Origin of the sequence: Prosthecobacter sp. (genome assembly GCF_044232965.1) — a bacterium.
In the GTDB taxonomy this organism is placed as follows: domain Bacteria; phylum Verrucomicrobiota; class Verrucomicrobiia; order Verrucomicrobiales; family Verrucomicrobiaceae; genus Prosthecobacter.
Map to the genome: position 1 here is coordinate 1 of NZ_JBIIKX010000108.1, position 15,295 is coordinate 15,295.

General features: G+C 57.8%; 12 protein-coding genes. 8 read left to right on the top strand and 4 right to left on the bottom strand.

Annotated features, from left to right (window positions below; translation table 11 throughout):
* The first annotated feature begins 211 nt into the window (after window positions 1-211).
* From ACILSI_RS25270 to ACILSI_RS25290, 5 genes are all read left to right on the top strand, one after another.
* Entirely contained in the window at window positions 212-1,540 is a 1,329-nt protein-coding gene (locus ACILSI_RS25270; RefSeq protein ID WP_395724702.1) for a hypothetical protein, read from the top strand.
* A gap of 6 nt (window positions 1,541-1,546) precedes the next feature.
* Window positions 1,547-2,176, top strand: coding sequence for a hypothetical protein (locus tag ACILSI_RS25275; protein WP_395724703.1), 630 nt, complete (start codon window positions 1,547-1,549; stop codon window positions 2,174-2,176).
* A gap of 289 nt (window positions 2,177-2,465) precedes the next feature.
* Window positions 2,466-3,197 (top strand): hypothetical protein, encoded by a 732-nt coding sequence (locus ACILSI_RS25280; RefSeq protein WP_395724704.1) that lies wholly within the window; start codon window positions 2,466-2,468, stop codon window positions 3,195-3,197.
* Window positions 3,198-3,232: 35 nt separating this feature from the next.
* Window positions 3,233-3,487, top strand: a complete 255-nt coding sequence (locus ACILSI_RS25285) for a hypothetical protein (RefSeq protein WP_395724705.1) — start codon at window positions 3,233-3,235, stop codon at window positions 3,485-3,487.
* The gene (locus ACILSI_RS25290; RefSeq protein ID WP_395724713.1) at window positions 3,487-4,224 is read left to right on the top strand and encodes a family 20 glycosylhydrolase; all 738 of its coding nucleotides are present in this window, start codon (window positions 3,487-3,489) and stop codon (window positions 4,222-4,224) included. The genes ACILSI_RS25285 and ACILSI_RS25290 overlap by 1 nt, the downstream gene beginning before the upstream one ends.
* Before the next feature lie 10 nt (window positions 4,225-4,234).
* On the opposite strand, the gene ACILSI_RS25295 is transcribed toward ACILSI_RS25290, so the two are convergent.
* Complete coding sequence (locus ACILSI_RS25295; protein WP_395724706.1) at window positions 4,235-4,804, bottom strand: PIN domain-containing protein; 570 nt, start codon at window positions 4,802-4,804, stop codon at window positions 4,235-4,237.
* Between the two features lie 13 nt (window positions 4,805-4,817).
* On the bottom strand, window positions 4,818-5,291 hold the full coding sequence (locus ACILSI_RS25300) for a helix-turn-helix domain-containing protein (protein ID WP_395724707.1): 474 nt from the start codon (window positions 5,289-5,291) through the stop codon (window positions 4,818-4,820).
* Between the two features lie 157 nt (window positions 5,292-5,448).
* On the opposite strand from ACILSI_RS25300, the gene ACILSI_RS25305 reads away from it, so the two are divergent.
* Together ACILSI_RS25305 and ACILSI_RS25310 are read left to right on the top strand one after the other, a co-directional pair.
* Entirely contained in the window at window positions 5,449-10,869 is a 5,421-nt protein-coding gene (locus ACILSI_RS25305) for a DEAD/DEAH box helicase (protein ID WP_395724708.1), read from the top strand.
* 63 nt (window positions 10,870-10,932) lie between these two features.
* Complete coding sequence (locus tag ACILSI_RS25310) at window positions 10,933-11,475, top strand: hypothetical protein (RefSeq protein ID WP_395724709.1); 543 nt, start codon at window positions 10,933-10,935, stop codon at window positions 11,473-11,475.
* Window positions 11,476-11,915: 440 nt separating this feature from the next.
* Here ACILSI_RS25310 and ACILSI_RS25315 read toward each other — a convergent pair whose 3' ends face one another.
* Complete coding sequence (locus ACILSI_RS25315) at window positions 11,916-12,647, bottom strand: metallophosphoesterase family protein (RefSeq protein ID WP_395724710.1); 732 nt, start codon at window positions 12,645-12,647, stop codon at window positions 11,916-11,918.
* A 454-nt stretch (window positions 12,648-13,101) separates the two neighbouring features.
* On the opposite strand from ACILSI_RS25315, the gene ACILSI_RS25320 reads away from it, so the two are divergent.
* Window positions 13,102-13,278 (top strand): hypothetical protein, encoded by a 177-nt coding sequence (locus ACILSI_RS25320; RefSeq protein WP_395724711.1) that lies wholly within the window; start codon window positions 13,102-13,104, stop codon window positions 13,276-13,278.
* Window positions 13,279-13,741: 463 nt separating this feature from the next.
* Here the strand turns inward: ACILSI_RS25320 and ACILSI_RS25325 are convergent.
* On the bottom strand, window positions 13,742-15,295 hold a 1,554-nt coding region (locus ACILSI_RS25325; protein WP_395724712.1), incomplete at its 5' end, for an OB-fold nucleic acid binding domain-containing protein.

A 15,295-nucleotide genomic window follows, 5' to 3' on the forward strand; every position in this document is an offset into this window, starting at 1 on the left:
AGACTCCGGGTCAGTTTGTTGAACATGGCTCCTTCTCAACTCCCGCCCATTCCAGCACCTTGCCAGAAAGGCGTTTTATTTGCGAAGACACCGCCTAGTTGAGATCCGGGAGTCGTCTGATGTCGCTATCCTCGAAAATATGTATTCGAAAGGTGTGCTCCTTGGAGACACTGGAAATGGTTGGAAAGTTGCGTTCGGCAGGGAGTTCCACATGACCGATGACGCCAAACTGTTTCCGCCTGTAAAAACGTGGGAGAACGACGGCTTCAAAGTTGATGAATATGGCCACTGGTTAAAGGGACCATGGGAGCCGGCTGGAGAGAGAATCAACTCGGCTGGCCAAGGCCGCGAATTCATCCGAAGCCGAGACGGAACGGAGATGCTTCCACTCACTGAAGCCGAGAAAATTGCAGTCCCGTTTTACCAAGGCGTGATGATGAATCAGCTCGATCCATCATCTAGCCGATGGGAGTCTGGCACGGGACTCAAGGCAAAATGGAGCGACATCCCATGGAATGAGAAGAGCTTCCACCCCCAGTATCTTATCAACTCTCAGCACTGCTTTGGGAAGCATGGCGACATCCACAGATTCAAAGTCGCGATTCGAGACATTGCTCGAACGACCGATGAACGAACCATGATCGCAGCAGCAATACCAGGGTTTCCAACCGGGAACGCCTGCCCTGTGTTTCAGTGTGTTACTTCGCCAACAGCATTCGCTGCGGTTCTAGACAGCTATAGCTATGACTATGTGGCTCGAATGCGTTCCGGCGGAACGCACATGAATTACTACATTCTTGCTGAGACCCCGCTGCCGAAGTTCGAGTCGATTGATGAGTATCAATTCCAAAGAGCTGCAGCAGCTCTTGGCACACCCATGAAGGTGTTTGCACGCGAGTGGATGCAGGTCGCTGCTAAGTTTCCACAAATGCGTTCCCGACCTTGGCAAGGCCACTGGGCTCTAACGGCTGTGGAGAGGCTGCGACTTCGTTGTGTGATTGAGTGTGTGGTTGCTCACCAGTTCGGAATCGAAAAAGACCAATTCGCATTCATTCTTTGCGACTGCGATCACCCTCGCAGCGACGCCAACGCGAACGAGTTCAGCAGCCGCCTCGACCCCAAAGGCTTCTGGCGGGTGGACAAAGAGAAGGACCCGGAGTTGCGGCACACGGTGCTGGCGCAGGTGGCGTATGCGGACCTGTGCGCGCAGGGCCTGGAAGCCTTCCTGACCGGCCCGGACGGCGACGGCTGGCAGCTCCCCGAAACCCTCCGCCTCGCCGACTACGGCCTCGGCCACGACACCCGCGCCCTGGCACCCCAACCCGTCGCCCCCCGCCTCGGCCCCCGCTTCCTCGACTGGCAACTCCAAAAAGACCCCGCCCAATCCTGGCAAGAATGCGAAGCCCATGCCGCCCAACTAGAATCCCTCTGGTCCCACGCCCGCACCCTCGCCGGTGTCGAGGCAACGGAGAGCAGCGAAGAGGCGCCACCCGCCACCATCAAACATCAGACAATTGAGACCCAACCCGAACTCTTCTGAGCAAATATGGCTGCAACTTCCCTGAAGCTGAACCGCAACGAAGCACCTGACCACTGCCCCTCGTCGGTGACCGAAGTGCTCAAGAGCTGTGGCGATTTGCTCAATGAGTTGGAAGGAAGGTTTGGCCAGTCAATGTCGCTGGCTGATTGTCGCTCAAAGTCGAAAGACACCCGGCAGAGCCTGATCAAGACCTTTAAGCTTCAGGAAGTGAAAGAGCATGGGAAGACCGTAGCCCGTGGCCTATATGTGATGTTCGATGGCAGCTCGGCCACTCGTGAATCCGCGTTCTATGTCGGCGTCTCTAACGACGTGCCCAACCGTCTGTCAGGACATCTGGCGGGCAAGACACCAGCACAATCATCTCTCGTTTACCTGCTCATGAAAAGGCACCTCGAAGAGGATGATCCGTCTGCGCTTTGGGCCAAGGATGACGAAACTGGAAAACTGAAGGAAAAAACCAGAAAAGTGCTGTTCGCTGAAAACCGCAAATACTGCGAACGCATCGCGCAGGAGTTGATGAACACATGCCGGGTCGTGATCCAGCCAGTGCCCGATGTGGTTTCCCTCCATGTGCTTGAAGCCATGGCTGCGGTGGAGTTTAAGTCCGGCCCTTGGAACAGCTTCAGACCTCATTAACCTTATGCCTGCTATCCCAGTCGAAACTCGCGACTTTTCGCAACCTAACGGATGGGGAGTCCCCAATCGGACATCTGACGAAGATTTCTCGATCACAGGTCTTCTGCATGCAGCCATTAGCGCCGGCCATGGCATGGGGTGGCGTCAAGCAATCCGAACGCAAATAGGCGGCCTCTCGGAACTGCTTTGGAAACAGCACGCATTTCAAGCAGCTGTATATCCAACAGTCGTTGCTTTAAAGAATCGGAACCAAACAGAACGACTGATGCCAACGACCCGGTTTAGCTTGATGGACCCATCCGAAAAACGAGGCCTCACCTACCATCTTGGCAATACGATGGCGACTGCGTGGGGCAGGGCTGTCCTGAATATCCCTTGGTGGCTGCATCTGGATGTTTATTGGGATGAAGTGAAGCCGGCACTTCATCCTGGAGACTCGCGCCCAGACTTGGTCGGACGCCATCGCGATGGACGTTGGGTCGTGATGGAAAGCAAGGGACGGTCGAGTAATCCCAATCAGGAAGCAGAAAGCAAAGCCAAAGCCCAATCTCAAAGAGTCATTAGCATCGGCGGGGCGGTGCCTTCACTCCACATTGCCGCATTTTCGTTCTTTTCAATAGATCGCGGAGCAGTTGGGCGCAGTAAACCGAACGTGGTTAAAATGCGTGTCCTTGACCCCGAAGGCAGCAGTGAACAAGAGGGAAGCCTTTCGCTAGACAAACTAACGAACGCTGAGTTTTTTCGGCTCTATTATCGGAACTGGGATTTTCTTTTCGCTGCTGGGGCTAACCTACGCGAGGAGGAGGGGCTATTATGGAGAGAAGTTCCCGATCTCGACCTTCGTGTCGGCATCCTCAGCGGTTTAAAGCGCGCCCTAGATGAGCGGGAATACGCCAAAGTTCCCGACGTCATCGCGGCTGGCACAGAATTCTACGGCATTAAAAGCCGCTACCCGTTCTGGATTGGCGACGGCATTCTCCTAGAACCCGGCGGCTCCTGGATCAAGAACTGGGGCGAGTAGCCCTCAAATGTCTGCATTGCATTGATTTTAGCCTCATGCTCCCAAGTCCCACATGGCGCGGCATTCACTTCCGCATTCTCCGCGATTCGCAGGCCCAGCAACTGCTTGGCGTGATCGAGGAACTCGCGGAGGTGGGCGTGAATGTGATCATTGCCGAGGTGGACTACAGCTTCGCCTTCGCCAAGGCGGAGACTGCCCGTTACCAGTTTCGTGAGGAGGGCATCCACCCGTCAGCCAGCAGCTTGCACAAGCGCTGGCGAAGAAAACTCGAAGCTGCGGCATCCGCCTGATCCCGCAGTTCAACTGCCTAGGACACCAAGGCATCAATACTTGCCGATATCCCCTCCTGGAACTGCACCGTAATTTTGACGAAACTCCGGGCCACGACGACATCCCCACACGCGCTTGGTGCCCGCAGCATCCTGGAGTCATGCCCGTGGTTTTGCCTTTGATCGACGAGATCATCGACGTCTTCGAGGCCGACGCCTTCCATGTGGGTATGGACGAAGTCCTGCAAATCGCCTCGCCCTTGTGTCCTCGTGGGTGCGCTCAGCACAATCCTGCTGAGTTGTTCGCCGGGGTGGTGAGTGAGTTGCGCGCTCATATCACCGAGGAAAGAAAGCTGCCAATGCTGATGTGGGGAGACCGTTTGGTGCCGCAGTCAGCGATCCCAGGAGCAACCAATCATGAAGCATCTGCCAACGGCACGCACGCTGCCATCCACCTCATCCCCCGTGACATCACCGTGTGTGACTGGCGGTTTCGCAGCAGCCGTGACTATCACGGGGTCTATCCTTCCATCCGCCATTTTCTAGACCACGGTTTCAAGGTCTGGCCCGCCGGTGGGTGGCTGTGGGAAAACGCCTCCCCGTTCAGCCAGCACGCCCTCGAATTGCGAAAGCAGACCCCGGACGTGCTCGGATTCCTTTGCACCACCTGGAACCACATTGCGCCGCTCAAAGCCCCCACAAGCCCCTCCATTCGCGACATCCTTCCGCTCTGGGAGAATGCCGAGCAGGCGACGTGAACAGCGGACGCTAAATCAACTCCGCCAGCGGGCGAAGCTGGGACACGGATAGTGGCAACCCTTGTTGTTCCAGCGTGTCGAGCAACTCCTCTGCTGTGCGCGGCGGATTCTTGAGTGACGCACGCTGGCTTTTCAACGCCCGGCACACCATGCTCCAGTCCAGCGTGATGAGGTGGCTGATGAACTCGTCGGGATGCTGGGTTTCCACGCCAAACTCCGCCAGAACTGAGGCGGGAAAATCCTTTTCGTTGAATGTCACGATGACCTCGGCGTGGCCGCAGATCGCGGCGGCCAGCACATGACGGTCATCGGGGTCTGGAAGACTGAGAGAGTCCACCAGCTTCATGTGACCGGTGACAAGGCAGTCCGGCACGGCCTTGTTCATCAATTCCCGTGTCCTCTGAAGCTGCTCAGGCCTCAAGTCTGTGCGGTTGGCAAGGAGGTTGCGCGTCCACTCATCATGAATCTCGTCCGTCCATCGTGCCCGGAAGAGTCCGGTGCAGGAGAGGTGCAGCAAGAAGTCGCGCAGTGGTGCCGGGTAGAGCACACAGGCATCAAACAGCGCGGTGAACGTGGTCATGCAGCGGCGAGGATCAGTAGCCCATGTTTAGTTCCTGCGCCTGCGCAGCGAGCTGCTCCAACGCCTCACGGCTCTCGCCCTTCACCTTCTCCAGATACCCCATCAGATGCTCAAACTTCACCCGCCGGCGGCTACCAACTCGATGATGTGGGATGACACCCGTTTCGAGCAGCTTCACGAAATACGGGCGGGACACACGCAGCAGGTTTGCTGCCTGCTGTGTGGTTAGTTCGTGATGGGTGGGCACCAATGTGACCGCATTGCCCTGCGCCATCTGATTGAGGATCTCCAGGAACATCCGAAAAGCCACCTCGGGCACCTCGACAGGCTGGGAGGCTTTGTTGTCCGGAATCAGGCGTAGCGACTGGCTACGGCGGGCTGTGGCCGCCATGCTGGCAAACAGCCGGGCAGCTTCACGGGCTTGACGCGCCTCTTCCAAATCAGGGGCGGTAAGTCGGGTGGTAGCGGGCAGAGAAGCAGTTTTCATGGAGGTTGGTGATACGAATCGAACGAAACGAGCGAAACAAACGAAATCAAGTTTTGATTGTTGCCGCTACCATAGTTCTTTCCCTGAAAGCGCTTACGAAGAATCAATGAGTGGTTGTCTTGATGAACCCAATCTTCAATAGTTCTCGACCAAGCTCATGCTGAATCCGATTCTCTTTACCGAACGCGTCGTTCAGGACTTCCTGCGCTACCAACTCACGGCCTACCCCTTTGCCGACAAGGCGCTGTATGCCCAGATGCGCAAGCTGCTGAACCTCGATGAGACCCGGCGAAGCCCATTGATGAAGGGTCCGTATGTCAGCCTGAGCCGCACCTTCGAGGAAGGCATCGCCGTGGCAGACGCGGTGAAGGAAGGCTGGCTGCACACGCACCTGACCCAACTCATCAGCCACCCCCACCTCTACGGACACCAGGAGCAGGCGATTCGGGCGATCACGAGTGGTCGCACGACGCTGGTCTCCACCGGCACCGGCTCCGGAAAAACGGAGTGCTTCCTTTACCCCATCATCAGTCGCTGCCTTCAACTGCGAGACAAGAATGCGCCTCCCGGTATCTCAGCGGTCATCGTTTATCCCATGAACGCTCTCGCCGACGACCAGATGGATCGTCTTCGCGAACTCCTCGCTGGCACCGGCATCCGCTTCGGCATCTACACCGGCAACCTCAAGGAAAACACCAAGGACGCCACCGGTCACCGTCTCCCTCCGGGCAGCTCCGCAGAGGACTATCGCAAGCGGCTAGCCAAAGAACGTAGCAAGGTCGAAGGCAAAGACCGGCAGATCATCCATCCCGCCGAAGAAAACATCTCCCGCGAGGAGATGCGCAATCCCTCCCTGCGCCCAAGGCTGCTGCTCACCAATGTGAAGCAGCTCGAGCTCCTGCTGACCCGCCAGAAAGACATCGAGATGTTCGATGGGGCCACGCTCGACTACCTCGTCTTCGACGAAGCCCACACTTTCCGTGGCACCATGGGCGCGGAGACCGCCTGCCTGATTCGCCGCCTGCGCTCCTACTGCGGCAAGTCACCCACGGAGACTGTCTGCGTAGCCACATCCGCCACCATCGTGGACCCAAAAAACGAGGGCAGCAGTGCCGCTGGCCGTGAGTTTGCCTCTCGCTTCTTTGGCGTGGAGCCGGACAAGGTCGAACTCGTGGGCGAACGCTATCAGCCGGATGTCTGGGCACCAGAGGGGCTTCGCACGGTGCCGCCAGCACTGAATGGTAATCCTGCCGATCATTTGACGGAAATCCTGAGAGCCGTGGAGCAAGACGATGATGAAGCTGGAAAGGCCATCGCCCTAATTCTCAAACTGGCGCTCGGAATGAAACTGTCCGAGAAGAACTGGCGGCTGAATCTTTACGAAGAACTGAGCCGGAATGAGCTGCTCTTCCAGCTTGTCGAATTGCTGCGAGGCGCACGAGGCTTGGAGGAACTCTCTGCCGAAGTCGCCAAGAAAATTGGCCGTGCCGTGACTGATGAAGAGGTGTTGCTATGGCTTGCGTTGGGAGCTGCCTCCCGCAAAGAAGAGCGTCCGCTGGTGCGTCCGGTCATTCACACCTTCGTGCGTGGCATGGGCGGCGCGGTGGTGACTTTCCCACCGAACCAAACAGAGCCCAAGCTCTACCTCTCTGCCGAGACGGTGGAAGAAATCCCTGAACTCGGTGCCAAGCTAAAACCGCTTCCTGTGTTGTCCTGCACCACCTGCGGTCAGCACTACTTCGAGCATTGGGCAAAGGACTTTGCGTATTCCGGTGATCACCCGTCGGGCGGACAAGCCATCGACAAGGACCATCAATACTGGGAAGCGTGCGATGATGCCAATGGGGGCAAACGCGCCGTTCTGCTCGACCGTTTGATCGCTCAAGAAGATGGCGATGAGGAACAGCCTGACAAAACTGCGACCGTGTGGTTTTGCCGTGTGTGTGGCTGCCTGCACAGTCACCCGCAGACGAACTGCAAGAGCTGCGGACGCCCGGAGGTGCTGACACGCATCTACGCTGCCCAAACCCGCCAGGAGGGTGATGGACGCCTCGGCTCATGCTTATGCTGTGGTGCCCGTGGACGCATGGCCTTTGGCCGTCATCGTGAGCCCGCACGTCCTGTCCGGGCAGTGACGGTGTCAGACGTGCATGTGCTCGCCCAAAACATGCTTCAGCATGCCGAACGGAAGCGCCTGCTGGTGTTTGCCGATAACCGTCAGGACGCTGCATTCCAAGCTGGTTGGATGCAGGACCACTCCCGCCGCTATCGCTTGCGTGCCCTGATCTATGAACGTCTTCAGGATGGAACGGTGTCTCTCGGAGATTTGGTGGCCTGGCTCGACGACCGCCTGGACAAAGATGACTCCTTGAGCAACGCCCTCGCACCGGAAGTATGGCGTGCCCACCGCAAAGCAGGAGCCACCGCCGAGCACTACAAGGCCAGAAAGTTCTTCATTCGCGCACAAGTGCTGCGTGAGCTGACCGTGGCAATGCGCCAGCGTATTGGCTTGGAACCCTGGGGAAGACTCACGGTCAAATACTCCGGACTGAAAGAGAGTGATCCTTACTTCACCAAATGGAGCAACTTGATCGGGATGCCCGCAGACGAACTCCTGCGTGGAGTTGAACTGATTTTGGATCGTGAACGGCGCAATGCGCACCTGCTGTTTGACCGCGAGAATCATATCTTCACCCGTCTGTGGAAGGAGGGAATGCGAGAGATCCAGCGTGGATTCCTGCCCCTCCTGCCGGACGTTCCGGTCGGTTTGGTTCTCCGTCGCACGGCAAACCATAACCAGAACCGCATCCGGCAGTGGCTGAGCAAAGGCAACTCAAGCATTCGCCAAGCTGCGACCAAATGGAATGTGCCTGACGAATCACGAGTGGAGTTCGTGGAGGAACTCTGGCAATACCTCACCAAAGATACCCGCGTGCTGGTCGAAGCCCGGCTGCTCAGTCCCAAGAATGAGGTGCTGTCAGGCTGCCAGGATGCGCACCAGATTGATGGCGACATCCTCCAAATCTCAGCTTCGGAGAAGCGAGGAATCTATCGTTGCAAGACCTGCCGCCAAACCGTCAACAGACAGCCACCTCTGATGAAATGTCTGGCTCACAACTGCAAAGGCGAAGTGGAGTGGGAAAACGAACGTGAGGATAATTATGACCTTCAAGTGCTCGACGGAAACTTCACCATGATGCGCCCGCGTGAGCACTCAGCACAGGTTCCTCAAGCAGAACGAACGGTGGCCGAACAATGGTTCAAAGGCGCGGGTGATGCAGTGAACTGCCTTGTCTGCACCCCCACTCTGGAACTTGGCGTGGACATCGGTCAGCTTGACTCTGTGCTCATGCGCAACGTCCCTCCGCAGCCCGCCAATTACTTTCAGCGGGCAGGCCGCGCCGGTCGCCGCCACCGCATGGCGGTCAACCTCACTTATGCCCGACCGGCCAGCCATGACCGCGCCTTCTTCGAGTCGCCGGAGAAGCTGCTGAACGGTGTGGTTCTGCCTCCGCGTTTCAATCTTAGCAACCCCGTTCTGGTGCGCCACCATGCACACGCAGTTCTCCTGACGACCTTGTTTTCCATGGCTCTGAAAGGCGGTCATGGTATTTCCAGTGATCAGCAAGAAGATGTGCAGGAAGTGCTGAAAGCGACGTTGCCACCGCAGATTGGACCGTTTTTCTTCGATGCGAGTGGTCACCTGAATCTGGCACCCGTTCAGGCCTCCGCTTTTGAAGCACTGGTGCTAAAACATCGTGAGATCTTGCTGGTAGCTCTACGTGCGGCATTCACACAAGGCTGGCCAACTGACGATGCTCCAGTCGTCACCGACGAGATACTCGCTGACATCATTAACACTGCTGCCGCCGAATTTCAGGAAATCATCAACCGAATCTGGACACGTCTGCAATGGCATCTGCGTCAGCTTGACAGACTGCGTGATGAAGAGGCCAAACAAGGGGCCTTGAGTGATGAGGAAACCGCCTTCCGTGAACGATGCCGCCGTTATGTGAACAAGATCAAAGGCAATGGTGGCCGCCCAAGGGGCGTTGCTGAAGGTTTCGATGACACGAATATCTATGCCGTGCTCGCCGCCGAAAGCTGGCTGCCAGGCTATGGCCTCGACACCGGTTCGGTGATTGGCTCTGCCATCAAGAGCATTGCCAGCATGAGCCGTGATGACTTCGACCTGCCACGCCCTTCGGCGATGGCCGTTCGCGAGTATGTTCCTGGTAACCTGATTTATGCCAACGGCGAACGCTACACCCCAAGGCTGTTCCGGCTTCCTCCAGTCGAACCAATCATCTTCAGCGTTGACCTACAAACGCAGGCCGTGCGTGAGATTGACCAAGCTGGCGGCGCTCTCGGCGGCACCAGCATCAAGGCCATGCCCATCTGCGATGTCGAAATGCCACACATGTCACACATCAGTGACGAGGAAGAGTTTAGGTTCCAGATGCCTGTGATGATCGCCGGCATGGAGCAAAAACGTCATGACGGAGGGAAGGCCTACAAGTGGGGCACTGCTAGCGTGCTTCATCGCCAAAATGTTCATATGCGACTGGTGAATCTGGGTCCGAAGGATAAGATTGATCAAGGTAGTCTTGGCTACCCCGTCTGCTTGGTCAGTGGTCAGAGCCGTTCTCCCTATGCCTCTGATGCGGAACGAGAAAACTTCATCGACACCCAACTAGAACGTTGTGGCAAACGCCCCGAAATGGCACTCGGCTTCTATGCCGACATCGTGGCGCAGAGTCTGAAGTTTCAGGACTTGCTGGATCAAAAGACAGCTTACAGCGTCGGTGAAACCCTGCGTTTGGCCGGCTCGCTGGTTCTCGACATGGAGCCCGATGATTTGCAGCCTCTCGTGATCCCGCAGCCAGGAGAGGAGAAGGTTGATTTGATCATTTATGATCCCATGCCCGGCGGCTCAGGCTTGCTCAAACAGATGATCGAAAAGTGGCCCGCCTTGATCGAAAAAGCCAAGCAAATAGTGGAGACGTGTCCGTCAGCCTGTGACTCCTCGTGCCCGGATTGCCTCCAGCGATTCCGAAACGCCTTCTATCACCGCTTCCTTGACCGCCACGTGGCCAGTGAGTTCTTCGACCTGTCTGGTGACTCCATTCCCTTCACCCATGACGTGCCCGCACTTCTCCCCACCATGAAAGGTGCGGATGACGAACTTCCCGTCAATCAAGCCGAAGCACGTCTGTTGGAAATCATCCAGAAGGCCGGTCTGCCAGAGCCAGCCTGTCAGCATTCCATTCCACTGCCAAAGCCCTTTACCTCCACCACCCCCGACTTCTTCTACGAGGACCCCAAAGAGGTCACGGACGGCATCTGCATATACCTCGACGGATTGAGCAAACACATCCACGGCAACGCCGCAACGAAACAGCAAGACCAAGCCATCCGCTCGATTCTCCGCAGCCAGAATTTCGCGGTTCTCGAACTTCCCGCATCCCATCTTAACGACCCGGATTCGCTAGCCGACTTCCTCTACCAACTGGCCCGAAAGCTGGTCACCAAGAGCAAAGCTGAAGACATTCGTGGAAGCAGGCAATGGAACTCGTAGTGATCGGTCGAGTATTTCATTCTGCCTTTTGATGCGGATCCACCCCCGAGATAATCTCAGCCTATGCCATCCGTCCTTGATACCCTCATCACCGAAGCCACCCGTTACGCCCGCTTCACCATGAAGACGAGCGGCTGCCTTGCTCCGATCATGATGGCAGCGACAGATCAGGGGATCATCCTTTTTAGCCCAGACAATTTGAGCGACACGGTCGCGAAGGATGCTTTCGCCAACAAGGTCCGGCTGATCACGGGATCGTATGGTGCTTCCGCTGTCGTGCTCATCCTGGAATCCTGGATCACGAAAGCGAAGAAGTGTGAGAAGCTGGACACGGAGACACCGCCTTCGGAATCCTATGACCGAGAGGAAGTGGTGGTGCTGATTGGCCAGTCTGCGCAGTGCAACATTACTCACCTCCTGCCCATTCATCGTCTCGGGAACGGCAAGTTCTGGAACCTGGGTGATGCCGAAGACATGCCCGCAGATAGTTTTGAAGGGCGATTTTCCGGGCTTCTGCCACCCAAACCCGTGGACGAAAAGACCCGCCAGATGGGCAAGGTGCTGCTGGAGGCGATGGGCGTGAAAATTCAAAAGCTGGCTCGTTGAACATTCAGAGCCATCACTCCAACTCGACACGCCTCAAGATGCTCAAAATATCCCCCACGGGCATCTTCGGAGCTTCAGCCATCCCGACGACTTCGGCCACCTTTTGAGGATCGAATGTGATGCAATAGTCCACGTAGCGCGTGCAAACGAGAGCATGGCGCTTCGAATCAAGGCCTGGCCACCACCATGGGCAGCGAGCCCTGAATGGAGGGCGCAGTTGTTGCTGCCTCCACATGGCTGTGTCCACCCGGCGTACAGGTTTGAGATCGACAGCAAAGGCTGCTTCCGTGACTTCCAGGAGTTGCACGTCGCATAGCCATGCGTCGCCCCGTTTGGCACGGTAAATGACCTGCCCTCCCTCACACTTGCGAACAAGAGTCTTCATGGCCTCGAGGGCGACGGGTTCTGGCAGATGCATGCCAGATGGGATGTCGGAAGAACTATTTTCCATGAGAGAGGCGGTGGGCAAATTTCACCGGCAAGCCGGCGGCGATGATGGCGGATTGAGTGGCAGAGACGTCGTAGGCCACCCTGCGCCACCAGACGTCCTGCATGTCGCGGCGATAGATGAGATAACAGGCCCGCTCGTCCTTGTCGCGAGGCTGACCGACGGAGCCGACGTTGATGACCTGCTTCCGGTCTGGGCGGATGGATTCGAGGCTGGTGATGTCAAGCGCACGGTCCTCCCGCTCGACGAACATGGCGGGCTGGTGGGAATGGCCGATGAAGCAGATCCTCTGCCGCTGGTGGGCAAAGTGCCGGGCGGCGGCGGAAGCTTCGAGCACATAGTCCCAGGCCTCCGGCTGCGGCAGCGCCGCGTGCACGGCCTCGGCATCGCGCCCCTGCCAGGTAAGCGGCAGCGCCCCCAACCAGGCGCGGTGCTCCGGGCTGAGCCGGGCACGCGTCCAGCGGATGCCTTCCAACGTCTCGTGCGACACATTCGGCGGATCGACCTCGGAGGCGGCGTAGGCATCATGATTGCCGCGCAGGATGCTCAGAAAGCCCAGTGCCCGCAGCCTCTCGATGCATTCCGCCGGCTGCGCTCCATAGCCCACGACATCGCCCAGACAGAGAAGATCGCGGATGCCCTGGGTTTCGATGTCCGCCAGCACGGCCTCAAGCGCCGGCAGGTTGGCATGAATGTCACTGAGGATGGCGATGGACTCACTCATGGGGTGAACCTTTAAGCTCCCGGTCTGCCATGGTTGCAACTGAATCTAGGACGAGCGGGCGAAGCTTCGTGATACGATCCCGTTCCTCCATCCAGAAATCCCGCTCGGCCTCGGTCCGGCCGGGCGGCAATTGATCGAACGATTCGACCAATACTGCAGGGAAGACTGTCTGGGAGCACTCCCACACCTAGAACCCGGACATCTCCCCCACCGCCTTCAAGCGCAGCGTGAAAGCTGGCGACGTCGCTGGCACCGTCTTCCTGTCCCCGACCGAATCCGCTGTCACTGTCTAGGCCGCCGGCCCCTTCAAACTCCGCAACGCCTGCGGCATCGGCGTCAACGACATGACGATCCCCCCTCGCTTCCTCCGCCCGCATCACCGATCCACCTTTCGACAATCCGGAGCGGAGATCTCTGGAAGAAGCCCGTATTCATGCAATAGATGACTACCTCCATGGAAAACGTCGCCCCATTGCCGAAGCCACGCCTGCCGACTTGGCAGGAAGCAGCCGAGCTCAACTCCAAACGCTCCTTGACCACGTCCGAAGAACGCAACGCCCAAGCGGACCACCTGCGGGAGATGAGCAGGATCGAAGCGCAGAAGCACGCCGCCGCGACAAGACGCTCCTGATCGACTGGGCACGCAACGTCGGCGTCCACCCTTCGCCCTGGCGGTGCGAAACGGCTCCCCGCTACGCCCTAGGAAATGCTTCCGTGGGCCAAAGAATGCGGCCGACTGATCGAAGGTGCCACTCGCACTCTTTATGGCTGGCCACCCCCATGTTTGTAACGTTAATAACGTAACTAACCATAATAGATTGACGCTTAACTCACTGGTATTGAGAAGGGTCTAACCATTACTTAGCCCCTTTACCAAAGGTGAACCTCCACGTTCGGTGTCATCCATATTCCCTAGATCAACCTAGCGAATTTTGCCCCTAGTGAAGTCTGCCACTCATTATTTATGTAACGTTATATACGTTATTTTAATTAGAATCTTTGAAACTAATTCAGTGAACAAAGGGGGTCGCCTATACCGACCCTCTTGCCAGCACGTAGATGCCGAAGTGGCGCGGCGCGGGTGATTTCCTCACTCATGATTTTGCAGGCAGCGTTTTCATTCGTGGCTGCTGCACGCGCAGCACATCCAGCGTGTAGCCAGCGCCATTGTCGAAGGGCTTCACCTCTCCCGTGACCTGCACGACGGGGTAGCGCACGGTGTTCAACCCATAGAGTCGATAGGCGGCGGCGAAGATTTCGCATTCGACGATACCGGTGCGGTCGCAGATGGAGATGAACTTCATGGGCTGGCCGTTTTGCTGCAAATGGCTGCGGCTGACGATGATGAGGCCGCAGACGGTGACCCGCTGGCCGTGGTAGCGGTGCAGGTCGGCGATGGGGCAGTAGGTGTCCCAGGCGATGTGGGGATGCAGGTCAAGAGGATGGCCGGTGATGGTGTAGCCGAAGAGTTCCAACTCATCGTGGAGCTTTTGTAGCAAAGTCGGTTCCTCGCGGTAGGTGGCGCGGAGGGGATCAGACTCGGAGGCTGGGAGATGGGGAGACTTGGAAAAGAGCCAGTCGGCTCCGGCATTCACATCACGCGAGCTGTGCAAGCAGCGCCAGAACTGTTCTGTGCGGGAACTGCCGAGGTTGTCGAATGCGCCAGCGCGGATGAGGTTCAGCGCCTCGGGGCCTTCAGGGCGGACACGCTCGCAGAAATCCCGCACGCTGGTGAAGGGTGTCTGAGCGAGTTCGGCCCGCCACCGGGTCAAGGTGGCCTCGGAGAGGTCCTTGATGCAGCGCAGCGGGACACGGATCGCTTTGCCCAAAGACGGGGCAGGGGAGCCGCTGGGGGCGGCGGAAAGCTCGACGGTGAAGGCATCGCTGGGGATGTTCACATCGGGAGAGAGGAAGCCGATGCCGAGGCGGCGGCATTCAAGGGTATAGTCCAAAGGGGAATAGAACCCTTTGCCATTCGTGAGCACGCCCGCCATGAACTCAGCGGGGTGGTAGTGCTTGGCATAGGCTCCCTGATAGGCCTCGACCGCATAAGCGGTGCTGTGAGCACGGCAGAAGGCGTAACCTTGAAACCCGGCCACGAGATCCCAGACATAAGCGATGCTGCGGGCATCACGACGGCGTTCCTTAGCCGACGCCATGAACTCCGCCTTCACTTCATTGATTTTGGCGCTGTCCTGCTTGACCAAGGCACGACGCAGGACATCGCCACGACCTGGAGGTAGCCCGGCAAAAGCTTCGCAGATTTGCAGGATGTGCTCTTCATAGGCCACAACGCCAAAGGTGGAGCGCAGCACCGGGGCGAGGCTGTCATGTGTGTAGTCCACGGGTTCGAGGCCTTGCGCTCGACGGGCGAACTGCGCCTTCTTGAGGCCATTGGCCGCACCGGGACGAATGACGGAGACGATGGCTACGAGGCGGTCGATGTCGCGCACATCGGCCATGCAGGCGAGGCTGGTCATGGCGGGGCTTTCGATGTGATGCACACCTCGTGCATTGCCGGTAGCGATCATGTGCCAGACACCGGGATCACTCCACGGTTCTACCGGTTCGGTGCGGGCGGGGTGCTCTGTGCCGCCACGAGCACCGACTTCGAGAGATGGAAGATCAAGAGCAAGTCCCTGTGACCT

Coding starts and splice junctions, on each gene's coding strand:
- ACILSI_RS25270 (WP_395724702.1), top strand. CDS start 212: ATGACCGATGACGCCAAACTGTTTCCGCCTGTAAAAACGTGGGAGAAC.
- ACILSI_RS25275 (WP_395724703.1), top strand. CDS start 1,547: ATGGCTGCAACTTCCCTGAAGCTGAACCGCAACGAAGCACCTGACCAC.
- ACILSI_RS25280 (WP_395724704.1), top strand. CDS start 2,466: ATGGACCCATCCGAAAAACGAGGCCTCACCTACCATCTTGGCAATACG.
- ACILSI_RS25285 (WP_395724705.1), top strand. CDS start 3,233: ATGCTCCCAAGTCCCACATGGCGCGGCATTCACTTCCGCATTCTCCGC.
- ACILSI_RS25295 (WP_395724706.1), bottom strand. CDS start 4,804: ATGACCACGTTCACCGCGCTGTTTGATGCCTGTGTGCTCTACCCGGCA.
- ACILSI_RS25300 (WP_395724707.1), bottom strand. CDS start 5,291: ATGAAAACTGCTTCTCTGCCCGCTACCACCCGACTTACCGCCCCTGAT.
- ACILSI_RS25305 (WP_395724708.1), top strand. CDS start 5,449: ATGCTGAATCCGATTCTCTTTACCGAACGCGTCGTTCAGGACTTCCTG.
- ACILSI_RS25310 (WP_395724709.1), top strand. CDS start 10,933: ATGCCATCCGTCCTTGATACCCTCATCACCGAAGCCACCCGTTACGCC.
- ACILSI_RS25315 (WP_395724710.1), bottom strand. CDS start 12,647: ATGAGTGAGTCCATCGCCATCCTCAGTGACATTCATGCCAACCTGCCG.
- ACILSI_RS25320 (WP_395724711.1), top strand. CDS start 13,102: ATGGAAAACGTCGCCCCATTGCCGAAGCCACGCCTGCCGACTTGGCAG.